Source organism: Bacillus sp. FSL K6-6038, assembly GCF_038050455.1.
GTDB lineage: Bacteria > Bacillota > Bacilli > Bacillales > Bacillaceae_G > Bacillus_A > Bacillus_A pseudomycoides.
Genome location: NZ_JBBOUH010000001.1, coordinates 1,394,845 through 1,413,380, shown reverse-complemented (window position 1 = coordinate 1,413,380; position 18,536 = coordinate 1,394,845). Strand labels below are relative to the sequence as shown.

General features: G+C 35.8%; 21 protein-coding genes and 1 riboswitch. Of the genes, 8 read left to right on the top strand and 13 right to left on the bottom strand.

What is annotated here, in order from left to right:
• Positions 1-44 precede the first annotated feature (44 nt).
• Complete coding sequence (locus tag NSQ40_RS07130) at positions 45-197, bottom strand: hypothetical protein (RefSeq protein WP_000240797.1); 153 nt, start codon at positions 195-197, stop codon at positions 45-47.
• Between the two features lie 174 nt (positions 198-371).
• Here NSQ40_RS07130 and NSQ40_RS07125 point away from each other — a divergent pair, with 174 nt between their 5' ends.
• Positions 372-707 (top strand): DUF3905 domain-containing protein, encoded by a 336-nt coding sequence (locus NSQ40_RS07125; RefSeq protein ID WP_016113926.1) that lies wholly within the window; start codon positions 372-374, stop codon positions 705-707.
• A gap of 37 nt (positions 708-744) precedes the next feature.
• On the opposite strand, the gene NSQ40_RS07120 is transcribed toward NSQ40_RS07125, so the two are convergent.
• From NSQ40_RS07120 to phaR, 5 genes are all read right to left on the bottom strand, one after another.
• On the bottom strand, positions 745-2,094 hold the full coding sequence (locus NSQ40_RS07120) for a TrkH family potassium uptake protein (protein WP_003196068.1): 1,350 nt from the start codon (positions 2,092-2,094) through the stop codon (positions 745-747).
• A 23-nt stretch (positions 2,095-2,117) separates the two neighbouring features.
• Entirely contained in the window at positions 2,118-3,311 is a 1,194-nt protein-coding gene (locus NSQ40_RS07115; protein ID WP_003206390.1) for an NAD(P)/FAD-dependent oxidoreductase, read from the bottom strand.
• A gap of 149 nt (positions 3,312-3,460) precedes the next feature.
• Complete coding sequence (gene phaC, locus NSQ40_RS07110) at positions 3,461-4,546, bottom strand: class III poly(R)-hydroxyalkanoic acid synthase subunit PhaC (RefSeq protein WP_003196066.1); 1,086 nt, start codon at positions 4,544-4,546, stop codon at positions 3,461-3,463.
• A gap of 83 nt (positions 4,547-4,629) precedes the next feature.
• Entirely contained in the window at positions 4,630-5,373 is a 744-nt protein-coding gene (locus NSQ40_RS07105) for an acetoacetyl-CoA reductase (protein WP_003196065.1), read from the bottom strand.
• Positions 5,374-5,533: 160 nt separating this feature from the next.
• The gene (gene phaR / locus NSQ40_RS07100; protein ID WP_098159142.1) at positions 5,534-6,016 is read right to left on the bottom strand and encodes a polyhydroxyalkanoic acid synthase subunit PhaR; all 483 of its coding nucleotides are present in this window, start codon (positions 6,014-6,016) and stop codon (positions 5,534-5,536) included.
• A gap of 198 nt (positions 6,017-6,214) precedes the next feature.
• Between phaR and phaQ the strand changes: the two genes are divergently transcribed.
• The 7 genes from phaQ to NSQ40_RS07065 all read left to right on the top strand — a co-directional run bounded on the left by phaQ (position 6,215) and on the right by NSQ40_RS07065 (position 11,851).
• Positions 6,215-6,667, top strand: coding sequence for a poly-beta-hydroxybutyrate-responsive repressor (gene phaQ / locus NSQ40_RS07095; protein ID WP_003196063.1), 453 nt, complete (start codon positions 6,215-6,217; stop codon positions 6,665-6,667).
• Positions 6,668-6,709: 42 nt separating this feature from the next.
• Positions 6,710-7,234 carry a polyhydroxyalkanoic acid inclusion protein PhaP gene (gene phaP, locus NSQ40_RS07090; RefSeq protein ID WP_003196062.1) on the top strand — a complete coding sequence of 175 codons (525 nt, stop codon included), beginning with the start codon at positions 6,710-6,712 and terminating at the stop codon, positions 7,232-7,234.
• Positions 7,235-7,335: 101 nt separating this feature from the next.
• The gene (locus tag NSQ40_RS07085; RefSeq protein ID WP_018764158.1) at positions 7,336-7,779 is read left to right on the top strand and encodes a MaoC family dehydratase; all 444 of its coding nucleotides are present in this window, start codon (positions 7,336-7,338) and stop codon (positions 7,777-7,779) included.
• Positions 7,780-7,968: 189 nt separating this feature from the next.
• On the top strand, positions 7,969-8,154 hold the full coding sequence (locus tag NSQ40_RS07080; protein WP_000241213.1) for an alpha/beta-type small acid-soluble spore protein: 186 nt from the start codon (positions 7,969-7,971) through the stop codon (positions 8,152-8,154).
• A gap of 115 nt (positions 8,155-8,269) precedes the next feature.
• On the top strand, positions 8,270-9,589 hold the full coding sequence (locus NSQ40_RS07075; protein WP_098159143.1) for a TrkH family potassium uptake protein: 1,320 nt from the start codon (positions 8,270-8,272) through the stop codon (positions 9,587-9,589).
• A gap of 38 nt (positions 9,590-9,627) precedes the next feature.
• A riboswitch (yybP-ykoY riboswitch) is annotated at positions 9,628-9,808 on the top strand.
• A gap of 75 nt (positions 9,809-9,883) precedes the next feature.
• Positions 9,884-10,681: a TerC family protein gene (locus NSQ40_RS07070; RefSeq protein ID WP_033795989.1), complete on the top strand. Its 798-nt coding sequence runs from the start codon at positions 9,884-9,886 to the stop codon at positions 10,679-10,681.
• 318 nt (positions 10,682-10,999) lie between these two features.
• On the top strand, positions 11,000-11,851 hold the full coding sequence (locus NSQ40_RS07065; protein ID WP_003196057.1) for a formate/nitrite transporter family protein: 852 nt from the start codon (positions 11,000-11,002) through the stop codon (positions 11,849-11,851).
• A 29-nt stretch (positions 11,852-11,880) separates the two neighbouring features.
• Here the strand turns inward: NSQ40_RS07065 and NSQ40_RS07060 are convergent, their stop codons facing one another.
• From NSQ40_RS07060 to NSQ40_RS07030, 7 genes are all read right to left on the bottom strand, one after another.
• On the bottom strand, positions 11,881-12,192 hold the full coding sequence (locus NSQ40_RS07060) for a cyclic-phosphate processing receiver domain-containing protein (protein ID WP_016113915.1): 312 nt from the start codon (positions 12,190-12,192) through the stop codon (positions 11,881-11,883).
• 64 nt (positions 12,193-12,256) lie between these two features.
• Entirely contained in the window at positions 12,257-13,039 is a 783-nt protein-coding gene (locus NSQ40_RS07055) for a prepilin peptidase (protein ID WP_003206396.1), read from the bottom strand.
• 53 nt (positions 13,040-13,092) lie between these two features.
• Positions 13,093-13,803, bottom strand: a complete 711-nt coding sequence (locus NSQ40_RS07050) for a LutC/YkgG family protein (RefSeq protein ID WP_003206397.1) — start codon at positions 13,801-13,803, stop codon at positions 13,093-13,095.
• Entirely contained in the window at positions 13,803-15,224 is a 1,422-nt protein-coding gene (locus NSQ40_RS07045) for a LutB/LldF family L-lactate oxidation iron-sulfur protein (RefSeq protein ID WP_003196053.1), read from the bottom strand. Before NSQ40_RS07045 ends, NSQ40_RS07050 begins: the two co-directional genes overlap by 1 nt.
• A gap of 16 nt (positions 15,225-15,240) precedes the next feature.
• On the bottom strand, positions 15,241-15,960 hold the full coding sequence (locus tag NSQ40_RS07040; RefSeq protein WP_003206400.1) for a (Fe-S)-binding protein: 720 nt from the start codon (positions 15,958-15,960) through the stop codon (positions 15,241-15,243).
• 171 nt (positions 15,961-16,131) lie between these two features.
• Positions 16,132-16,821: a FadR/GntR family transcriptional regulator gene (locus tag NSQ40_RS07035; RefSeq protein ID WP_255258758.1), complete on the bottom strand. Its 690-nt coding sequence runs from the start codon at positions 16,819-16,821 to the stop codon at positions 16,132-16,134.
• Between the two features lie 313 nt (positions 16,822-17,134).
• Positions 17,135-18,535 carry a sensor histidine kinase gene (locus tag NSQ40_RS07030; protein ID WP_003206404.1) on the bottom strand — a complete coding sequence of 467 codons (1,401 nt, stop codon included), beginning with the start codon at positions 18,533-18,535 and terminating at the stop codon, positions 17,135-17,137.
• Between the last annotated feature and the right edge of the window lies 1 nt (position 18,536).

Here is an 18,536-nt window from a genome sequence, read left to right as displayed (position 1 = left end):
GATTAAAAATTCCACAAAAAAATGAGGCGTTTGTAAAAAACGCCTCATTTTTGCTTACCCTTTTTTGAATTACGATTTGCATATTTCGCTGGATTTTCATTTTCATACTCTACCGCAAATTCCGCATCCGGTAGGCTTTCTTTTGGAGTTTTATTATGATTCATTGCCGCATGTTGTTTTACTTTTCGTTTTACCACTTACAATACCTTCCTTCACTGTAATGACATCTTACTTTCTATATTAGTTTGAGAAAACTTTCAAAAATTATTGATGGGAAGTGTTAACAAGTACAAAGCAACGTATATATGGAAACACTATATCTGAACAGGAAATTCATATTTCCTACTATAAATAAAGAAGGAACGATTACTTTGAAGAAAAAACAACAAATTCATTCACCCATTTTAGATGAAACCTTGCCGCATCAAATGAATTTCCCCTCCTTTAAAGGAACAGGAAAACAAATGCAACAACCCTTTATTAATCAATACGATGTTGTAATTGGAGATAGTAAATACAATTCTAAAAATAGCCCACTTAACAATTGGAGTGATGAAGTTGATCCGGCCATTATGGCTGGCGAAGAATGGATCCATCCAACAAATGATATCGGATGGATTTCAGAAGAAAATCAAGAAGTGTTACGAAACAAAACAGACGGGGTTGAAGATTCATTTATGCACCCTCAATTTGGTATTAACGATTAAAAAACCATTCTACCTTTATAGGTAGAATGGTTTCATGTTATCCAATAATAATTCTCTCTTTGGGATATTTATAGCGAGGTGGTTGTTCCCTTCCACCACTTGCTAAAATAAATGTTAAAATACCAACACGACCAATAAACATAAGAACAATTAATACAAGTTTTCCAGCAGTTGTTAAATCAGAAGTGATACCTGTTGATAACCCAGTCGTTCCAAATGCAGAACATACTTCAACAATTAAACTCATAAATGGTGCATTTTCAGTCATCGATAAAATAAATAAAGCAGAAGCACATAATAAAATCCCCATAGTCATAACAACGGACGCTTTTAAAACGTCTTCCTCATGCAATTGCCGTTTAAAAACACGTACCGTTCTGTCACCTTTTGCAAACGTATATAGGGAAAGAATATTCACAGCAAACGTCGTTGTACGTATTCCCCCTCCAACTGAACTTGGAGAAGCACCAATAAACATTAAAACACTCATAAATAAAAGCGTCGGCTGTGACAAGTCACGTATATCCATTGTCGCTAATCCACCACTTCTCGTTGTAACGGATTGAAACAACGTATAAAATACCGTTTCATGCCAGGATTTCCCTAATAAAAACTGATTTCGCTCCAATAAAAAAATAACGATTGTTCCCACAATAATAAGCGAGAAAAATGTCGTTGTTGTCAATTTTGTAAATAGTGAAAAACGAAACAATTGATGTTTTTCCTTACTCAAATACTGTTTTACTTCCATTAGCACAGGAAAGCCAATTGCTCCTAAAATAATAAGAAGCATATGAATTATTTGTACAATATAGTCTTTCTGATATGGAATAAGCGACTGACCAGTTAAATCAAATCCACCATTCGTTGTTGCACTAACAGCGGCAAAAAAACCATGAAAATACGCTTCTTTCCAACTTGGGAAATAGAGTAAAAATCTTGTTCCTAATAGAAGCGCCCCAACCACTTCTATCGAAATAATCAAAATTAAAATAGACCGCATCAACTCAACAAGCCCTGATAAATTTCCTTGGTTATGATCTGCCATAATTAATCGTCTTCGCTGCAAACCTATTTTCTTACCTGTTATCATCCAAACAAATGTACCAAGTGCCATAATTCCTAAACCGCCTAATTGTAATACGAGTGCTAAAATCATAATACCTGCCGTATTAAACGTATCTGGAATAGAAACCACTGAAAGCCCCGTAACACTAACAGCGCTAACAGATATAAATAACGCATCTATAAAAGTCCATTTTACACCTGGCTTAATGACAAATGGTAAACTTAATAAAATTACAGAAACAATTACTGCTATGAAATAAAATAAAACAATAAGCTGTACCGGACGCAATTTTTGCAAAAATTTCTTTATATCTCTCATCCCATCACTTCGCTACCTTTTTTCTATCGATTAAACAAAGAAAAATCATCATTTTCTTTATTTGTAAATAACTGCTGAAATAGTTTTGCAAATACCATTCCATATACAGTTCCATTTCCCCCATACGGTAATGCATAATACAAATTAGAGACTTTATCATCTTCTTTACAAATAGGAAGACCATCATGACTTCCGCCAAATGCAGCAGCCCAATAATATTCAGCTCTTATATTTGAAAGATTTGGAAACATCTCTTGTATAATTTTAGTTAGCAATTCTCGTTTATGCAATAACTTTGTATCACCAAATTTCTGAAGTTGCATCGCTTCATCTAATCCGCCTACAATAATTCTATTTTTGTACGTACGAAAATACAAATACGGCCGAGCAGTTTCCCAAATTAATGATTGTTCGTGCCACCCATTAAAATGCTCTTGCTCATTTGTAACAATAGCATAAGAGGTTTCTACCGTTGTATTTGCTTCTTTTTTCCCAAATAGTGTTTCATATCCTGTAGCCATAATCACTGCTTTCGCTACAATTTTCTTACCTATTTTTGTGTAAGAAACCAAATCTTTTTGAACAGGCTTAATATGCACAACCTCTGTATTTTCAAAAGTAGAAGCACCTAGCTGGTTTGCTTTATGTATAAGACCATGAGCTAACATATACGGGTTCACTTCTGCATCCCCCCCTGTATATAATGCTGCCGGTTTTGTAAATGAATATCGTTTCTTAATATCAGATTCTGTAAAATACTCAACAGGAAATCCGTAACGTTGTAATGTACGATACTCTTCTTGAAGGAATGAAATATCTTCATTTTGACTTGCATAATATAAGCTTCTTCTCGGAATAAAACAAGGATCAATATCTAACATTGGAACAACCTGTTCCAATGTTCGCAGTGCCTCGTAACAAAGCTGATAAGCTCGCACCCCTTTTGCTTCCCCAAATGTATGAATCAAAGATGTCAATGACTTATCATGAACAAATTGTAGTAATCCTGTATTAGCAACTGTGCTTCCGTGTGCAATTTTTCGTTTATCAATCAACGTGACACTCATTCCTAATTTTGTTAAAAAATATGCAATTTGAGCGCCTGATTCTCCGCTTCCAACAATAAGCACATCACATATCATATCATTTTCTAATATCGGATAACAAGGCATACAAGCTTCTTCATTCCAGTATAACTTCCCTAATGCTAATTTCATAACTATTCTCCTACAATTGAATTTCCTCCCTTTTATTTTTTGTTACTTTACATAAAAAAATCCAGCTAGCCTATGCTAGCTGGATTTTCCATTTCATTCGTATGAACAAAAAAGATATTTGTTCAAGCCATATTAATCACTTTTTCACTTCAATTAGAGCGTTCCTCAAGCCAATTTCCAACTGTAGGATACGTTTGTTTTACAGCCGTTCCACCATATACAACTGACATATGTCCTGTCGGCAAGCACACATACTGTTTGTCTGTACTAGAAATATGATCCAGCAACGCCTCTACTTGGCATGGCAATGCAATATGATCACGTTTTGCAGAAATATTTAAGACATTTGCCTTAATGTTTTCAAGTTTTACTTTTTGACCTCGAATCACGAGCTCACCTTTAACCAATTTATTATTTTGATAAAAATCGCGAATCCATTGTCGATACGATTCACCTGGGAATGGGATACCATCTCCAACCCATTTTTGAATTAGCTTCCAGCTTTCAACAAAGCGCTCATTTTCTGAGCGGTCAAGTAAAGCAACATACGGACCAACAAAGTTTGTAATTGGCTTTAACATTTTATTTCCGAAATCAATCATTTCCGGCGGTATATTTCCAAATGTATCAACTGCTTTGTCTAAGTTAAAATACTTTTCATCTAATAATGGACCATATAATCCGGTTTCAGAGAAATCAAATGGACTTGTCATAAAAATTAAATTTCGAATCGGCATATGTGGGTGAAGTGCCGCATAAATGGATGTTAGCGTACCACCCATACAATATCCGAGTAGAGATACCTCGTCCGCTTTTGCAGTTCGCATTACTTTTTTAACTGCTTTTGCAATATAGTCGAACACAAAATCATCAAACTTTAAATGACTATCTTCTAAACCGAATGTGCCCCAATCAAGCATATACACATCAAAACCACGATCTACTAAATATTCCACCAAACTATTTCCTGGTGTCAAATCCATAATATATGGTTTATTAATTAGCGCATAGATCAATAAAATGGGAACTGAATGTGTTTTTTCCTGCTTTGGAATGTAACGATACAGCTTCGTTTTATTTTTCGTCCAAATGACCTCTTTTGGAGTTAAAGCAACTTGTGGCTCTGGTTCACGCAGTAAAACTTCACTCGCTCTTTTAAAACGACGATATGCTTTTCGATATTCTTCTGGGTATAGTTCCAATTGCTTTTCCCATTCTGTTACGAATGTAGTCATTTTCCTATCTCCTTTTTAACTGATTTCCTTCTTCAAGAAAGAAGTGCACTCCTGCTATGGATATGCACTTTCTCCTTGCTTCATTACATATATAATCCGCCGTTAATATTTAACTGTTGACCAGTGATATACGCTCCATCACGGCACAAGTATACAACACCTTTTGCAATTTCATCCGCTTGTCCGAAACGTTTCTTTGGAATCTTAGAAACGATTTTTTGACGAACATCTTCCGGCACTTCTGCTACCATTTCTGTATCAATGAATCCTGGGCAAATCGCATTCACTGTTACATTTGTTTTCGCAAGTTCTAGCGCTAATGACTTTGTAAATCCTAACATACCAGCTTTTGCTGCTGAATAGTTTGTTTGTCCAAATCCACCAGCTTGTCCAATAATAGAAGAAATGCTAATGATTCTACCCTCTTCTGATTCTGTTATGTAAGGAAGTGCCGCACTCGTTGTATTAAATACACTACTTAAGTTTACATCGATTACGCGATCCCAATCTTCACGGTTTAATTTTTTGAAAGTACGGTCTCTTGTAATACCAGCATTATTTACAAGAATATCTACCTTACCAAAATGATTCACAGCTTCATCTACAAGGCGCTTCGCATCTTCTAGCTTAGAAACATCTGCCTGAACTGCATATACATCATGACCTTCTGTTCCTAATTCATTCACTAGATTTTCAGCCGCTTCTTTACTGCTATTATAGTTAATAACAACCTTTGCTCCCTCTTTTGCTAATGCTACTGTAATCGCTTTACCAATTCCTTTTGCCCCACCTGTTACGATTGCTACTTTACCATTTAATTGAACCATTTCTATTCCCCCTTTATTGAATTTGTTAGATATAAGAATGCATCACCTTGATACATATTTTAAAACGATATTCTACATACAAACTATTTTCAGCTGTTCATACCATTCGTAAAAGAGGTTCTTACTTTCCCTTTTTGAACGTATAAACAACACTTCTTAACTACTTTTTATTCTCTGGTTTCAGAGGCGCTTTCGCCACTTCTTTCGCTGGTTCCTGTAATTTTGCTAACACTTCATTTTGTTTTTCAAGTAATCCTAAAATCTTATCCACTTTATCTTCTAATGTACGAATATCTTGTTTCACTTTTGTTACATCACGTTTTAGCGTAGGAGATTGTCCTAAAGAATCTGCTTTTTCTTCCAAAAACTCTTCGATGTTATCAACTTTATTTTCTAAGTTAATAACAAGCGTAGCTACTCTTGCGATATCGTCTTGGGTTGGCATGTTCACTTTTTCTAAATAGCATTTTGTTGCATCATTCAACATCTTCTGATAAAACAAATTCAAATCTAGAACGCTTCCCATCCAAGCAGAATACTCTTCTGTTTTGATTGTTTCATTGAGCGTTTTTCCCCAAAATGTTTCGGTCTGTTCATAAGCTTCTTTCCATGCTTGCAGTGGATCGAATTTTTGATCAATCACTTCTCCTACACTCCTTTATTCGTTTTTGAAACAATTCAACCTATTCACTATTTTCCAATATTCTGAATAAAACTTCAAGTCTGTATTTTGTTTTTTTCTATATTCCAACAAATGTATTGACATAGAAAACAGATAGGTGTAAATTGCACTTATAAGCAAAAAATTCCATTTAACTGATTCATGAGGTGATGCACAATCATGCTACATAATGAACCAGAACAACAAGAAAGTTTGGAAACAAACCAAGCGAAACAACCAAACTCCATGCCAAAAAACTTCTTAGTTCCCTTCTTACTTCTCTGTCTAAAAGACTGGAGTCTTCACGGTTACAAACTGATTCAAATGCTAATGGATATTGGCTTTTCTTCCGTTGACCAAGGTAATGTTTATAGAACCTTGCGCAAGTTAGAAAAAGAAAACCTCATATCTTCCACTTGGGATACAAGTGAAGGAGGGCCAGCAAAGCGAATTTATTCTTTAACAGAATATGGAGAGCAATATTTAGCAACATGCGCGACCTCTTTTGAACATTACCAAAATATGTTGCGAACATTCTTCACGTTATACACCAATGCATTCTTTCCATTTTCTACTTCTCCAGAAAAGGATGAAAAAAAATCTTCATCTTCACCTGGTGGTACAGCAGAATAATCTGCGTTCACAATATGCAAAAAAATATTTGGAGGTCAAACCATGGAAACTAAACCATACGAACTGGTCGATGCATTTTGGAAAAATTGGTCACATTCTCTTTCCCTTTTCTCTTCAGCAGGGAAACAATTGGAGCAACTTACTTTAGAAACTTTAAAACAACAGCAGGATGCTTTGCATAAATTAACAGCAGGAGTAGATGAACTCGAAAAAGAACTACAACAATTCACTACTCAATTTAATAGTCAATATACAGAATACGTGAAGCAATTCACAGGCAACTCCTTAAATGAACAAATTAACGAATGGCAAGAAAAATGGAACGAACTTTCTAATCATATTCATCAACTTACTGTGTCTCCAACAAAAACATCTTTATCGATTCTTACTCAAACGAACGGTAAGTTTGAAGAAACAACAAAACAATTCATTGAACAACAACAACTTCAACGTGACGAGGGTCAAAAACAATTAGAAGGTTTTTTGGAAGAATTCAAATCTACACAACTGGAACTCGTAAAAAAGTTCGAGGAAAACTCAAAAAATCTATTTACTTCCATCAAGTAAGGAAAATGTGGCAGCTTACCGCAGAACAAACTAAACTCTTTCTTCCTCCCATTGCATCAAGATGGCTTACATTTTTCGAAATGGAAAAGAAGGAGGAAAAAATGAATCCATTTCAAGAAGCGCAGTCTGTTCCAGAGCTTCATTATGATGAGATTCAAGTTGGCGATCAAGCATCCTTAACAAAAACGATTACCAATGAAGACATTATCACTTTTGCAAAACTGACCGGGGATGTAAATCCAATTCATATTCTGGACTCTTTTGCAAAAACAACAATGTTTAAAGAAAGAATTGCACATGGTATGCTTGTTTCAGGATTTATTTCGACCATTCTCGGAACAAAATTACCAGGAAAAAACACAATTTATTTATCACAAAATGTATCATTTCGTGCACCTGTAAAAATTGGTGATACCTTACGCGTAGTCGCAGAAGTTATCAAAAAACGTGATGATAAAAAAATTATTACGTTGCAAACAAATGTATATAATCAATGGAATGATATAGTTGTCGAAGGTACAGCAACAATAATGAAAAAAGAGTAGCATGTGTGCTACTCTTTTTTCGTATCCAATAACTTCTAATCTCACCGATTACTTCCGTGTATGACCAAACATATAACACATACACTAACGATACCAGTTTATACAGTGAGCTAGCTTGTATCAGCAAAACATTCCTTTACTGCTCATTAAAAACAAATAAACTGGAATATAAATTAGGATGTGTTATCAATGGTAAAAACAAATAAATTACTTGTTCCTGGTGCTGAGCAAGCGCTAGAACAATTTAAATATGAAATTGCACAAGAGTTTGGTGTAAGCTTAGGTTCGAATACAGCATCTCGTTCTAACGGATCTGTCGGTGGCGAAGTAACAAAACGTCTCGTTTCCTTAGCACAACAACAATTACGTGGATAATTCTATAAATAATTGATTCAGGGGCAGATATATTCTGCCTCTTTTCCTTTTCAACATACATTGTAATTCTTTTTGACATACTACAAAGAGCAAGCCGAAAGGAAAGGTATATAATATGAAACGGATTAATATTAAAATGAGTCCTCCTCGTGTACTTACGTTATCTTTTATTGCACTATCCATTATCGGAACATGCCTATTAAAACTGCCTATCTCCACTACAACTTCAATTTCTTGGCTAGATGCATTATTTACAACTGTTTCTGCATTTACAGTTACAGGACTCGGCGTTGTTGACACCGGAAAAGTGTTCACCCTATTTGGGCAACTTGTCATTTTAACACTCATACAAGTTGGCGGTCTCGGCATTATGAGCTTTGCTATATTAATCGCGATTATGCTCGGGAGAAAAATCGGTCTCCAAAATCGAATTTTACTACAGCAAGCATTAAATCAAACAAATATCGGCGGAGTGATTCGTCTCGCAAAATCATTATTTCTATTTTCTTTTACCATTGAATGTTTCGCTACTCTTCTTCTTGCTTTTGAATGGGTTCCAAAATACGGTGTTTTTAGCGGACTATATTATAGTTTTTTTCATGCCATTTCAGCATTTAACAACGCCGGATTTTCCATTTGGACTGATAATTTAATGTCACAATCTCATAGTATACTCGTCAACATAGTCATTTCCTCTCTCATTATTTTAGGCGGAATTGGTTTCACAGTCATAGTGGATATAAAAAGAAAACGCAACTTTAAGAACCTTACATTACACTCTAAACTTATGCTCTCATCTACTCTTATTGTAAATATTGCTGCTACAATTTTAATTTTTATATTTGAATTCCATAATCCAATTTCTATGAAAGGATTTACACCGTTTGAAGAAGGACTAGCAGCCTATTTCCAAGCTGTTTCCACACGTACAGCTGGCTTTAATACTGTAGACATGGCACAATTAACAAAACCATCTCTTTTACTAATGATGTTGCTCATGTTCATTGGAGCTGGTAGTGCTTCAACAGGTGGCGGTATTAAATTAACAACCTTTTTAATTATGCTACTCGGGGTTCTTAAATTTTTACAAGAGCAAGATGACATTGTCATCTTTAAAAAATCAATAAAAGATGGTTTGATTGTAAAATCACTTGCCATTGTAGTCATTTCAATCTCATTTATTTTTTTCGCCATATTAATTTTAAGTATCACCGAACAAGTTCCCCTCTTAATGAGTGCCTTTGAAGTATTTTCGGCATTTGGGACTGTTGGTCTCAGTATGGGACTTACCTCAAAATTGACAATAATCGGGAAGATAACCATTATATTTATGATGTTTTTTGGAAAGATGGGCCCTTTAACATTAGCATTTTCTTTTGCACGTAAAAACCAAAGAAAGATAAAATATCCAAACGAAGACATTTTAACAGGTTGACAAACATTTACATCACCCATATAATGAAAATACAATAGCATATCTCCAAAGGGGAGTAGCGTCCAAGAATCTATTCTTGGAAACAAAGTCGTCATTACGTAGAACTCTGTTCTTCCGGCTTTGTTGGCATTTTCATTACATATGTCTAGCAAGACCTTTGCCTATCAACGGCAGAGGTCTTTTTTGTTTTTTTCCAGTTTATCCCACCGTCGATAGGCTGGAGTATGGGGAAACTAAACAGTGGGGAAACCTCTTCACTTGTTTAATATTTATACAAATGAGAGGAGAATGTACATGGATGTATCATTATTATTGGAGTATGGTTGGGTATTATTAATTTTAGTTGCACTAGAAGGAATTTTAGCAGCTGATAACGCGCTAGTTCTTGCTATCATGGTCAAACATTTACCAGAAGAAAAAAGAAAAAAAGCATTGTTTTATGGATTAGCAGGAGCTTTCGTGTTCCGCTTCGGATCATTATTTATGATTTCCTTCTTAGTCGACGTATGGCAAGTGCAAGCAATCGGTGCCATTTACTTAATGTTTATCGCTGGTAACCATTTATTCAAAACATACGTTAAAAAGAATTCGCATGAGGAAAATGAAGAGAAAGAATCTAAGAAAAAACAAGAAAACTTTTGGTGGACAGTATTTAAAGTTGAAGTTGCTGACATTGCGTTTGCTGTTGATTCTATTTTAGCAGCTGTAGCATTAGCGATGACTTTACCCAAAACAGGTCTTGGTACAATTGGTAGCCTTGATACTGGACAATTCCTGGTTATTTTTGCAGGTGGTATGATTGGATTGATTATTATGCGATTTGCTGCATCAGCTTTCGTACAACTATTAAAACGCAAACCAGGTTTAGAAACTGCCGCTTTCTTAATTGTTGGTTGGGTTGGTGTTAAATTAGCTGTTTATACATTGGCTCATCCTGCTTTAGGCGTTATTCCACACAGTTTCCCAGAATCAGCACCATGGAAAATTGGATTTTGGATTGTACTAATTGGAATTGCAATGGGTGGTTGGTTCTTATCTAAAGATACAAGTGTCCAAAATACACAAAAGAATTTGGATGAAAAAGCGCTGTAACAACAGCGTTTTTTCATTTACCTCACACTAAATAGTCCCCCTTCCAAAATAGATAGATGGAGGATAACTAATCCATTTGCCATCCTTGAAAGATAACGCCCCAATGATAGAAGTTTCATTTTATTACATAAAAAGTTGCCATTTCCCTCTATTTTTACAAACATATGATATCATACCACGATTTGTTAACGCTTTCATTTAGAAGGTATGTCCTTTTTGTGAAATATTGCACAAACTTATTGAAACTAAGAGTAAATACGTGTACCTTATTCATATGAAGAGTACTTACAGACAATGTACTAAAGGAGCGTATTAATTATGCTAGAACAAGGATTAGCTTACGTTGTACAACTTGCGCAGAAAAAGAAACAAATGTTGGATGCAAATCCAATGCAATATTTCATTCGCGCTGCACTAGCTGGCATCTATATTGGTTTTACTATTGTACTATGTTTTAAATTAGGAAATTTCTTCAATGTTGTAAATTCACCCGCAACATATTTAGCATCTTCTATGTTTTTTGGAATTGCACTCATATTAATTATATATGGTGGAGCTGAATTATTCACAGGAAATACAATGTATTTTACAGTCGCAACTCTGCGAAAAGAAACAACAATTGGCGATACACTTCGTAATTGGGTTGCTTGTTATGCAGGTAACTTAGCAGGTGCAGTATTTTTTGCATTGTTATTTTATGCAACTGGTATTTTCCAATCAATCAATCATGGACATTTAATGAGTACAGTCGTTGCAGTAAAAATGGGTACACCTACAATGCAATTATTTTTCAAAGCGATTTTATGTAACTGGCTCGTGTGCCTTGCATGTTTCCTACCTTCTCAAGTAAAAGGAGATACAGCAAAAATACTTATTATGATGTTTCTTGTCTTTACTTTCTTCTTATCCGGTTATGAACATAGTATTGCAAACTTATCATTATTTGCACTATCTTTAGTATCACCACATCCTGATACAATTTCTTTCGCTGGTGCTATCCATAACTTAATTCCGGTTACAATTGGCAACATTATCGGCGGATCCGTATTCGTTGGGATGGTATATCATTATTTAACTCAAAAAAATCCAGAACCTAAAGCGGCAGAAGATAACCTAGAAGCAGTTCAACAAGAAGAAATCATCCCTTTACAAGCACAGATGAAACACTAAAAAAGCTCCAAGGATCCCCTTGGAGCTTTTTAACTTCCAGTACATTTCACCTGTATATTTGAGGAAATCTCTCTCGTTTCTTTTCCTTTATTTATCCGCTCTAACATGTACTGCATACCAATTGAATCATTTGTATGTAAATGAATTTCCTGTACATAAAGACCTTCCGTACAAAAAACTTCTAAAAAATCCAAACCATTTTTCTGACGCCATCCCATATTATAATCGAGCGATATAATATCTACATCAGAATTGCGCAAAAAATTTAAAGCAGTTTCGACTGTTGTCGCTAAGACATAACCAAAGGGGCAAGGTCTTTGATCATCCATATACACTTTCATTTTCTACTTCTCCTTTATCCCGCTATTTGCGGACAGTAATACCTCCACTGGTTACAGTTTCACTTTATTCCAGATATATCATAGCCAAATAACATATTGTTCCAAGTGCAATAAACGGTCCGAATGGCAATGGTTGTCTTGATGTAATACGCTTGAGTAACATACCAATTCCAAAGAAACAAAGACTCAAACTAGAAGCACAACAAAGCACAATAAAAATTGCTTTCGCCCCTATTATAAATCCAAGTAGCGAAAGTAATTTCACATCCCCTCCTCCAAGTCCATTCGGAAATAGAATTTGAACGAGATATAACACAATAAATATCGTTCCTCCACCAATCAAACCCTCCCACCAAGGAACGAGTGAAATAAAAATATGTTCTATTACAAATAAACAAGCAAAAGAGAATAAAATTACATCCGGGATTAACATATAGAACAAATCTGTCATTGTAATGATAATGAGTAAAGAAAGTAACGTCCATATAAGAATTAGTTCTTTCTCCATTCCAATCACATACGTAAAAAAAAGAAATGCTCCCCCTGTTATCACCTCAAACAATGTATAAATAAAGGGTACTTTCATTTTACAATGAATGCAGCGACCTCTTTGTAAACAAAAAGAAATAATTGGAATAAGCTCTTTCGGCCTTAGCGTATGACGACAATAGTCACAATAAGAACGAGGAGCAATAATAGATTGTCCAATAGGAATACGTACTGCTACAACCGTATAAAAAGAACCTAGCACCGTCCCTATTAAAAAAGCATATAAATAAAATATCACACCATCCTCTCCTTCCCCAAAAAAATATAGCAAAAAGAGAGCGACACTTCCATTTCGCATTATCTTTGTTCTAATAAAAAAGCAGGCCATTTCTTAGCCTGCTTTTCCCCATTTTACACTACAAAATAATATGCTTTTAATGGTCCATGTACACCTACAACAAGATTCATTTCAATATCAGCTGAGTTACTTGGACCTGTAATAAAGTTAATACAAGATGCAACTTCTTCTCCATTCTCTACACGCGTATTCATATCATGAACCGCTTGTGTAATACGTGGTACAATTGTTTCACGTGGAATGATTGCAAAATAAATCGTAGGCAAGAAGTGTAAAGAACGACCTTGTCCTTTATGACTTTGCACGACAATTGTACCGGATTCTGCTAATGTGTAATCACTAAAAGCAATACCGATATTTGCTTTTTCAGCTAAGCGAATATTTTCTTCTTTTTTCTCTGGATCCCAAGTGTTTACTTCAACATTTTCGTTCGGAAGTTCTGTAGAAAATAGAGCATTCAAACCGTATGTATCAAAACGTTCGTCCCCCGATAATAAAATAGGTCCGCCGCCGTTTTCAGTAATTACTTTTCGAACTACTGCACTCAGTTCATCCTTTGTTGTTTCAATTACAGTCGTATGAATGTTGGTACATTGTTTTTTGAATACTGCTAACAATTCTTCCTCTGAATAATCTTTCAACGTTTCTACGTTTACATTATTCTTCCATACTGGACGCTGTACTCCTTCTGTTTTACGCGCACGCCCAAGTTCTTTCGCAATGTTGTCTAAAAAGGAATCACGGTTTTGAATTGTCCCTGTCATCAGTCATTCCCGCCTTTCTTATGATCTTTATACCAATCACGGAATCTTTCTTTACTTGGAGCTGGGAACTCGCGAATATCCGTCCAGTTTTTCAGCGGTCCTACACCTTTCGTTACACGATTACCAGACGTAAATGGACTCATAGCAGCCGGAGCAATTTTAGATCCCATTTTGTATAAAGATGCGGAAGACGCACCCATACTAAACATCTTCATTGCTAATTTTTCTGCAAGTGGCGCTCGCCCTTCTTCCTCAACAATGACTTGGCGATGTTTTAATAACAAGTCATGCAATGGAATTTTTACCGGACAAGCTTCTGTACACGCTCCGCATAAACTAGAAGCATACGGAAGCTCTTTATAATCATCATATCCACCTAAAAGTGGTGTTAATACTGCCCCAATTGGACCAGAATAGATGGATCCATAAGAGTGACCCCCAACATGACGATATACAGGACATACGTTTACACAAGCTGCACAGCGAATACATTGCAACACTTGACGGAATTCAGAACCTAAAATTGTAGAACGTCCATTATCAACAACAACTAAATGAAATTCTTCTGGTCCGTCTACTTCCTCTTCCTGAATCGGTCCTGCTACCGTTACATAACTTGTTAATTTTTGACCAACCGCACTGCGGCACAGTAAACCAACAAGAACATCTAGTTCTTCCATAGTTGGAACCATACGTTCCATACCCATTACCGCGATTTGTGTTTTGGGAATAGACATAACAAGGTCAGCATTTCCTTCGTTTGTTACTAGACAAAGAGAGCCTGTATTTGCAACTGCAAAGTTACATCCCGTTACCCCAATTTCAGCATCCATAAATTTTTCACGAAGTTGTTTACGAACAAACTTTGTCATTTCATATGGATCATCAGAATTTTCATATCCAAGCTTTTCTTTAAACACATCACGAATTTGCGTTCTGTTTTTATGAAGTGCTGGTGCAATGATATGAGATGGTGGATCGTTATCTACTTGTAAAATGTACTCACCTAAGTCACTCTCTAATACTTCACAGCCAATTTCTTCAAGTGCATGGTTCATGCTAATTTCTTCCGTTACCATCGACTTTGATTTTACAACTTTTTTTGCTTGCTTCTTCTTTGCTACCTCTTGAATATACTGTGCTGCTTCTTCTTTCGTTTTTGCAAAGAAAACATGCCCGCCTCTTTTAGATACATTTTCACTCAGTTGCATTAAATAGTAGTCTAAGTTTTCTAACGTATGCTGACGAATTTGTTCACCAAGTTCACGCCATTCTTCCCAGTTTCCTAATTCATCGGCTGCTTTTAAGCGATTTGTATATAAACGCGTTTGTGCAGAAGATACTGCCCCGCGCATAAATGAATCTTGAATTCCATCGCCAACGCGATCATTAAATTTTTTCTCACTGATTTTCATAGACATAGCTTATGTTCCCCCTTCATGAGCGACTATTCAATACCTCAGCAATATGCATTACTTTTACTTCTTTACCTAAGCGCTCAATACGTCCGCCAATGTTTAACAAACACCCACAGTCAGCACCAATTAAATAATCAGCACCTGTTTCCATCACACTATCCACTTTCTCATCTACCATTTGTTCAGAGATTGGTGTCATTTTAACTGAAAACGTTCCCCCAAAACCACAACAATTTTGTACGTTTGGTAGTTCTTTTACAGTTAGCCCTTTTACATTTGATAGTAAAATCCCTGGAGCTTCTTTTACTCCTAGCAAACGTGTCATATGACAAGATTTGTGAACAGTCGCTGTTCCTTCTAAGTGCGCACCAACATCTGTAACTTTTAACACATCAACAATAAATTGTGTTAATTCATATGTTTTATCTGCTACTTTTTGTGCACGAGGTGCCCATTTCGGATCATCCTTAAAAACGTGTGGATACTCATGAAACATTGTCGCACAAGAACCAGATGGTGTAACGATATATTCTGCATCTTCGAAAGTTTCAATCATATGCTTCATCGCTTCTTTTGCTGCTTCTACATGACCGCTGTTATATGCTGGTTGTCCACAGCAAACTTGAGCTTCTGGAAATTCAATTTCACACCCCAAATGCTCCAACAATTCAACCGTTGCTTTACCAACATTTGTTTCAAACATATCAACTAAGCAAGTAACAAACAAAGTAACTTTCATAATTATAATTCCCCCTCATTACAACTTCGCCAACAATCATATGGTCATCAGATGACTTAACAGAAAGAAGAAGCTAGGCATAATTGACCTACCTAAACCTCTCCCTAAAAAGAAAACGCTTACTCAATCTTTCTCTATTCTATCAGAAAAATGAATTTTTGAAAGACTACATCACGAATTTATATCTTGTCTACCTGTGACAATATGCTCTACATTTGTTAAATGATTTAGCATTGCTTGCTGTGCAGATTCCACATCTTGTTTCAATACCGCATCATAAATAACTTGATGCTCTTCTAAAAGTCGTTCTGCTGTTGTTTGTTCACCATATAAAATAATGCGTCTCGACTCACCAATCGTCTCAGCAATCATTTCCGAAACATGATTCATAAGTTCGAGTAAGATGTTGTTATGTGAAGATTCTGCAATTCCCATATGAAAATGAAAGTCCGCTTTTTCACCAGCCCTTTCATTCCCCATGCTTTTTTCCATTTCATCTAACCAATGCTTCATATTTTTCAAATTATCTTCTGTACGTTTTACTGCTGCTGCCCGAACTGCCCCGACTTCAAGCACTTTTCGTACTTCCAATAAATCTAAAATATCTTCCTTCTTCATTAACAACATGTTATTTAAAGGTTTTGTCAATGCTGAAGAATCGAAGTTCTTCACATATGTTCCTTCCCCTTGTTTCATTTCAATTAACCCCATAGCTCGCAAGGCACTAAGCGCTTCACGAACTGCAGATCTGCCAACTTGAAACTGCTCGGCTAATTGATGAACAGGAAGAAGTTTGTCACCAGGTTTTAATGTACCATTTTTTATCATCGTTAAAATGGCTTCAGATACTTCTTCGTAAATTTTTTTCGGCTTAATAGATTTGTACTCCAGTTAAATCACCTCAGTATCATCCAAACAACAATTCAAACGATTTATAAGAACATAGCATCCATAACCATTTTAGAACGAATTAGTAAGAAGTACAAATGTTTTGTTCATAAAATAGCCAAATTTTTGTTATATAGAGGAAATTGATGGTTATTATACCCAATAGCGGGTTGTAACTGGTATTTGATCTGGTATTATTCGCCTTCATTTCCTATTTCCCCCTCTATTCACGGATAGTAAGACCCCCACTTCAAAACGTGTTACGTTTAAGTGGGGAAATTGACAACTAAAACATACTTCCTTCTTCATTCGCAGGTAATTTTATAATAACCGTTGTTCCCTTTCCTTTTTCACTTTCGACTCGCCATTCTCCATCATGGATATGCACGATTTGTTTGACAATCGCAAGACCAAGACCTGTTCCACCATGCCTGCGACTTCGCCCTTTATCAACCCGATAGAAACGTTCGCCAAGCTGCTCTAAATGCTCAGCATCAATACCAATTCCCGTATCCTTTATTTTCAATTCACACTGCCTATCTTTTTTCTTCAATTGTATAGAAATGTTTCCATTTTGATTTGTATAACGAATAGCGTTGTCTAGCAAGTTATGAAGCACCTGTTGCATCCGATCCTCATCAATCGTTACAATAATATCTGGATCAAGATCCGTTGAAATATACAGCTCTTTTTCCATACATTTCAATTCGTACGTTTCTAATACATCTTCAATAAGCTGCGCAAATACAATCGGTTGTTTTTTTAATGGAAAATGGTCTCCTTCAAGTTGCGCCAAATCCAATAAATCATGAACAAGCCGTTGCATACGACCAGCTTCTCTATGAATGAGCTGTGTAAATTTTGATTGTTGCTGTCCCTTTGCAACTCCATCTAATATCGCTTCACTATACCCCTTAATATAACTTAGTGGCGTCCGCAGTTCATGAGAAACATTTGCTGAAAATTCCTTACGTTTGACATCTTCCATTTCTAATGAATTTGCCATTTTATTAAACGCTTTCCCTAAACGTCCTATTTCATCTTCCGACGAAATCGTAATACGCTCAGAAAAATCTCCTGTTGCCATATGATTTGCAACTCGTTCCATTTGTGAGAGCGGTTTTGTAATCGCAATAATAATTTTTCTACCAATCCATATTGTAAGTAAAATCATAACGAAAGCTAATGGAGCTAAAATAAGTCCCATATCATAGATTAAATCTTTAATACTCTTTAATGGAATATATGAGTACACAATCCCAACTAATTTCTTTTCTTCTAAAACAGGAATAACAACTCCCATAATATTACGCTCGAAATGTTCTTCATATCCAACCTTCGTAACAGTCTTTCCATCTAACAATGTTTGTCTATCACTCTCACTAATAAGGGAATGATGATGTACATCAAAAGGTATACAAGCACTTAAATCACGAGGATTACTAACGAAAAGTACATCCGCACTCGAGATACGATCAAATGCCTGAACTTTCTCTCCAAACGCTAACGTACCCTCGTCCTTTTTATATTGAGATACGAGCCTTTTCCCTTCCATTACTAACGAATCTTCAATGTTTTGAACATATAACTTTTCATATGAATATAAGGACACGAAATAAAGAAAAGAAACTGTTACACATACTGCACATACCACCGTAAGCCAAAGCTTTTGTACCATCGTAAACATG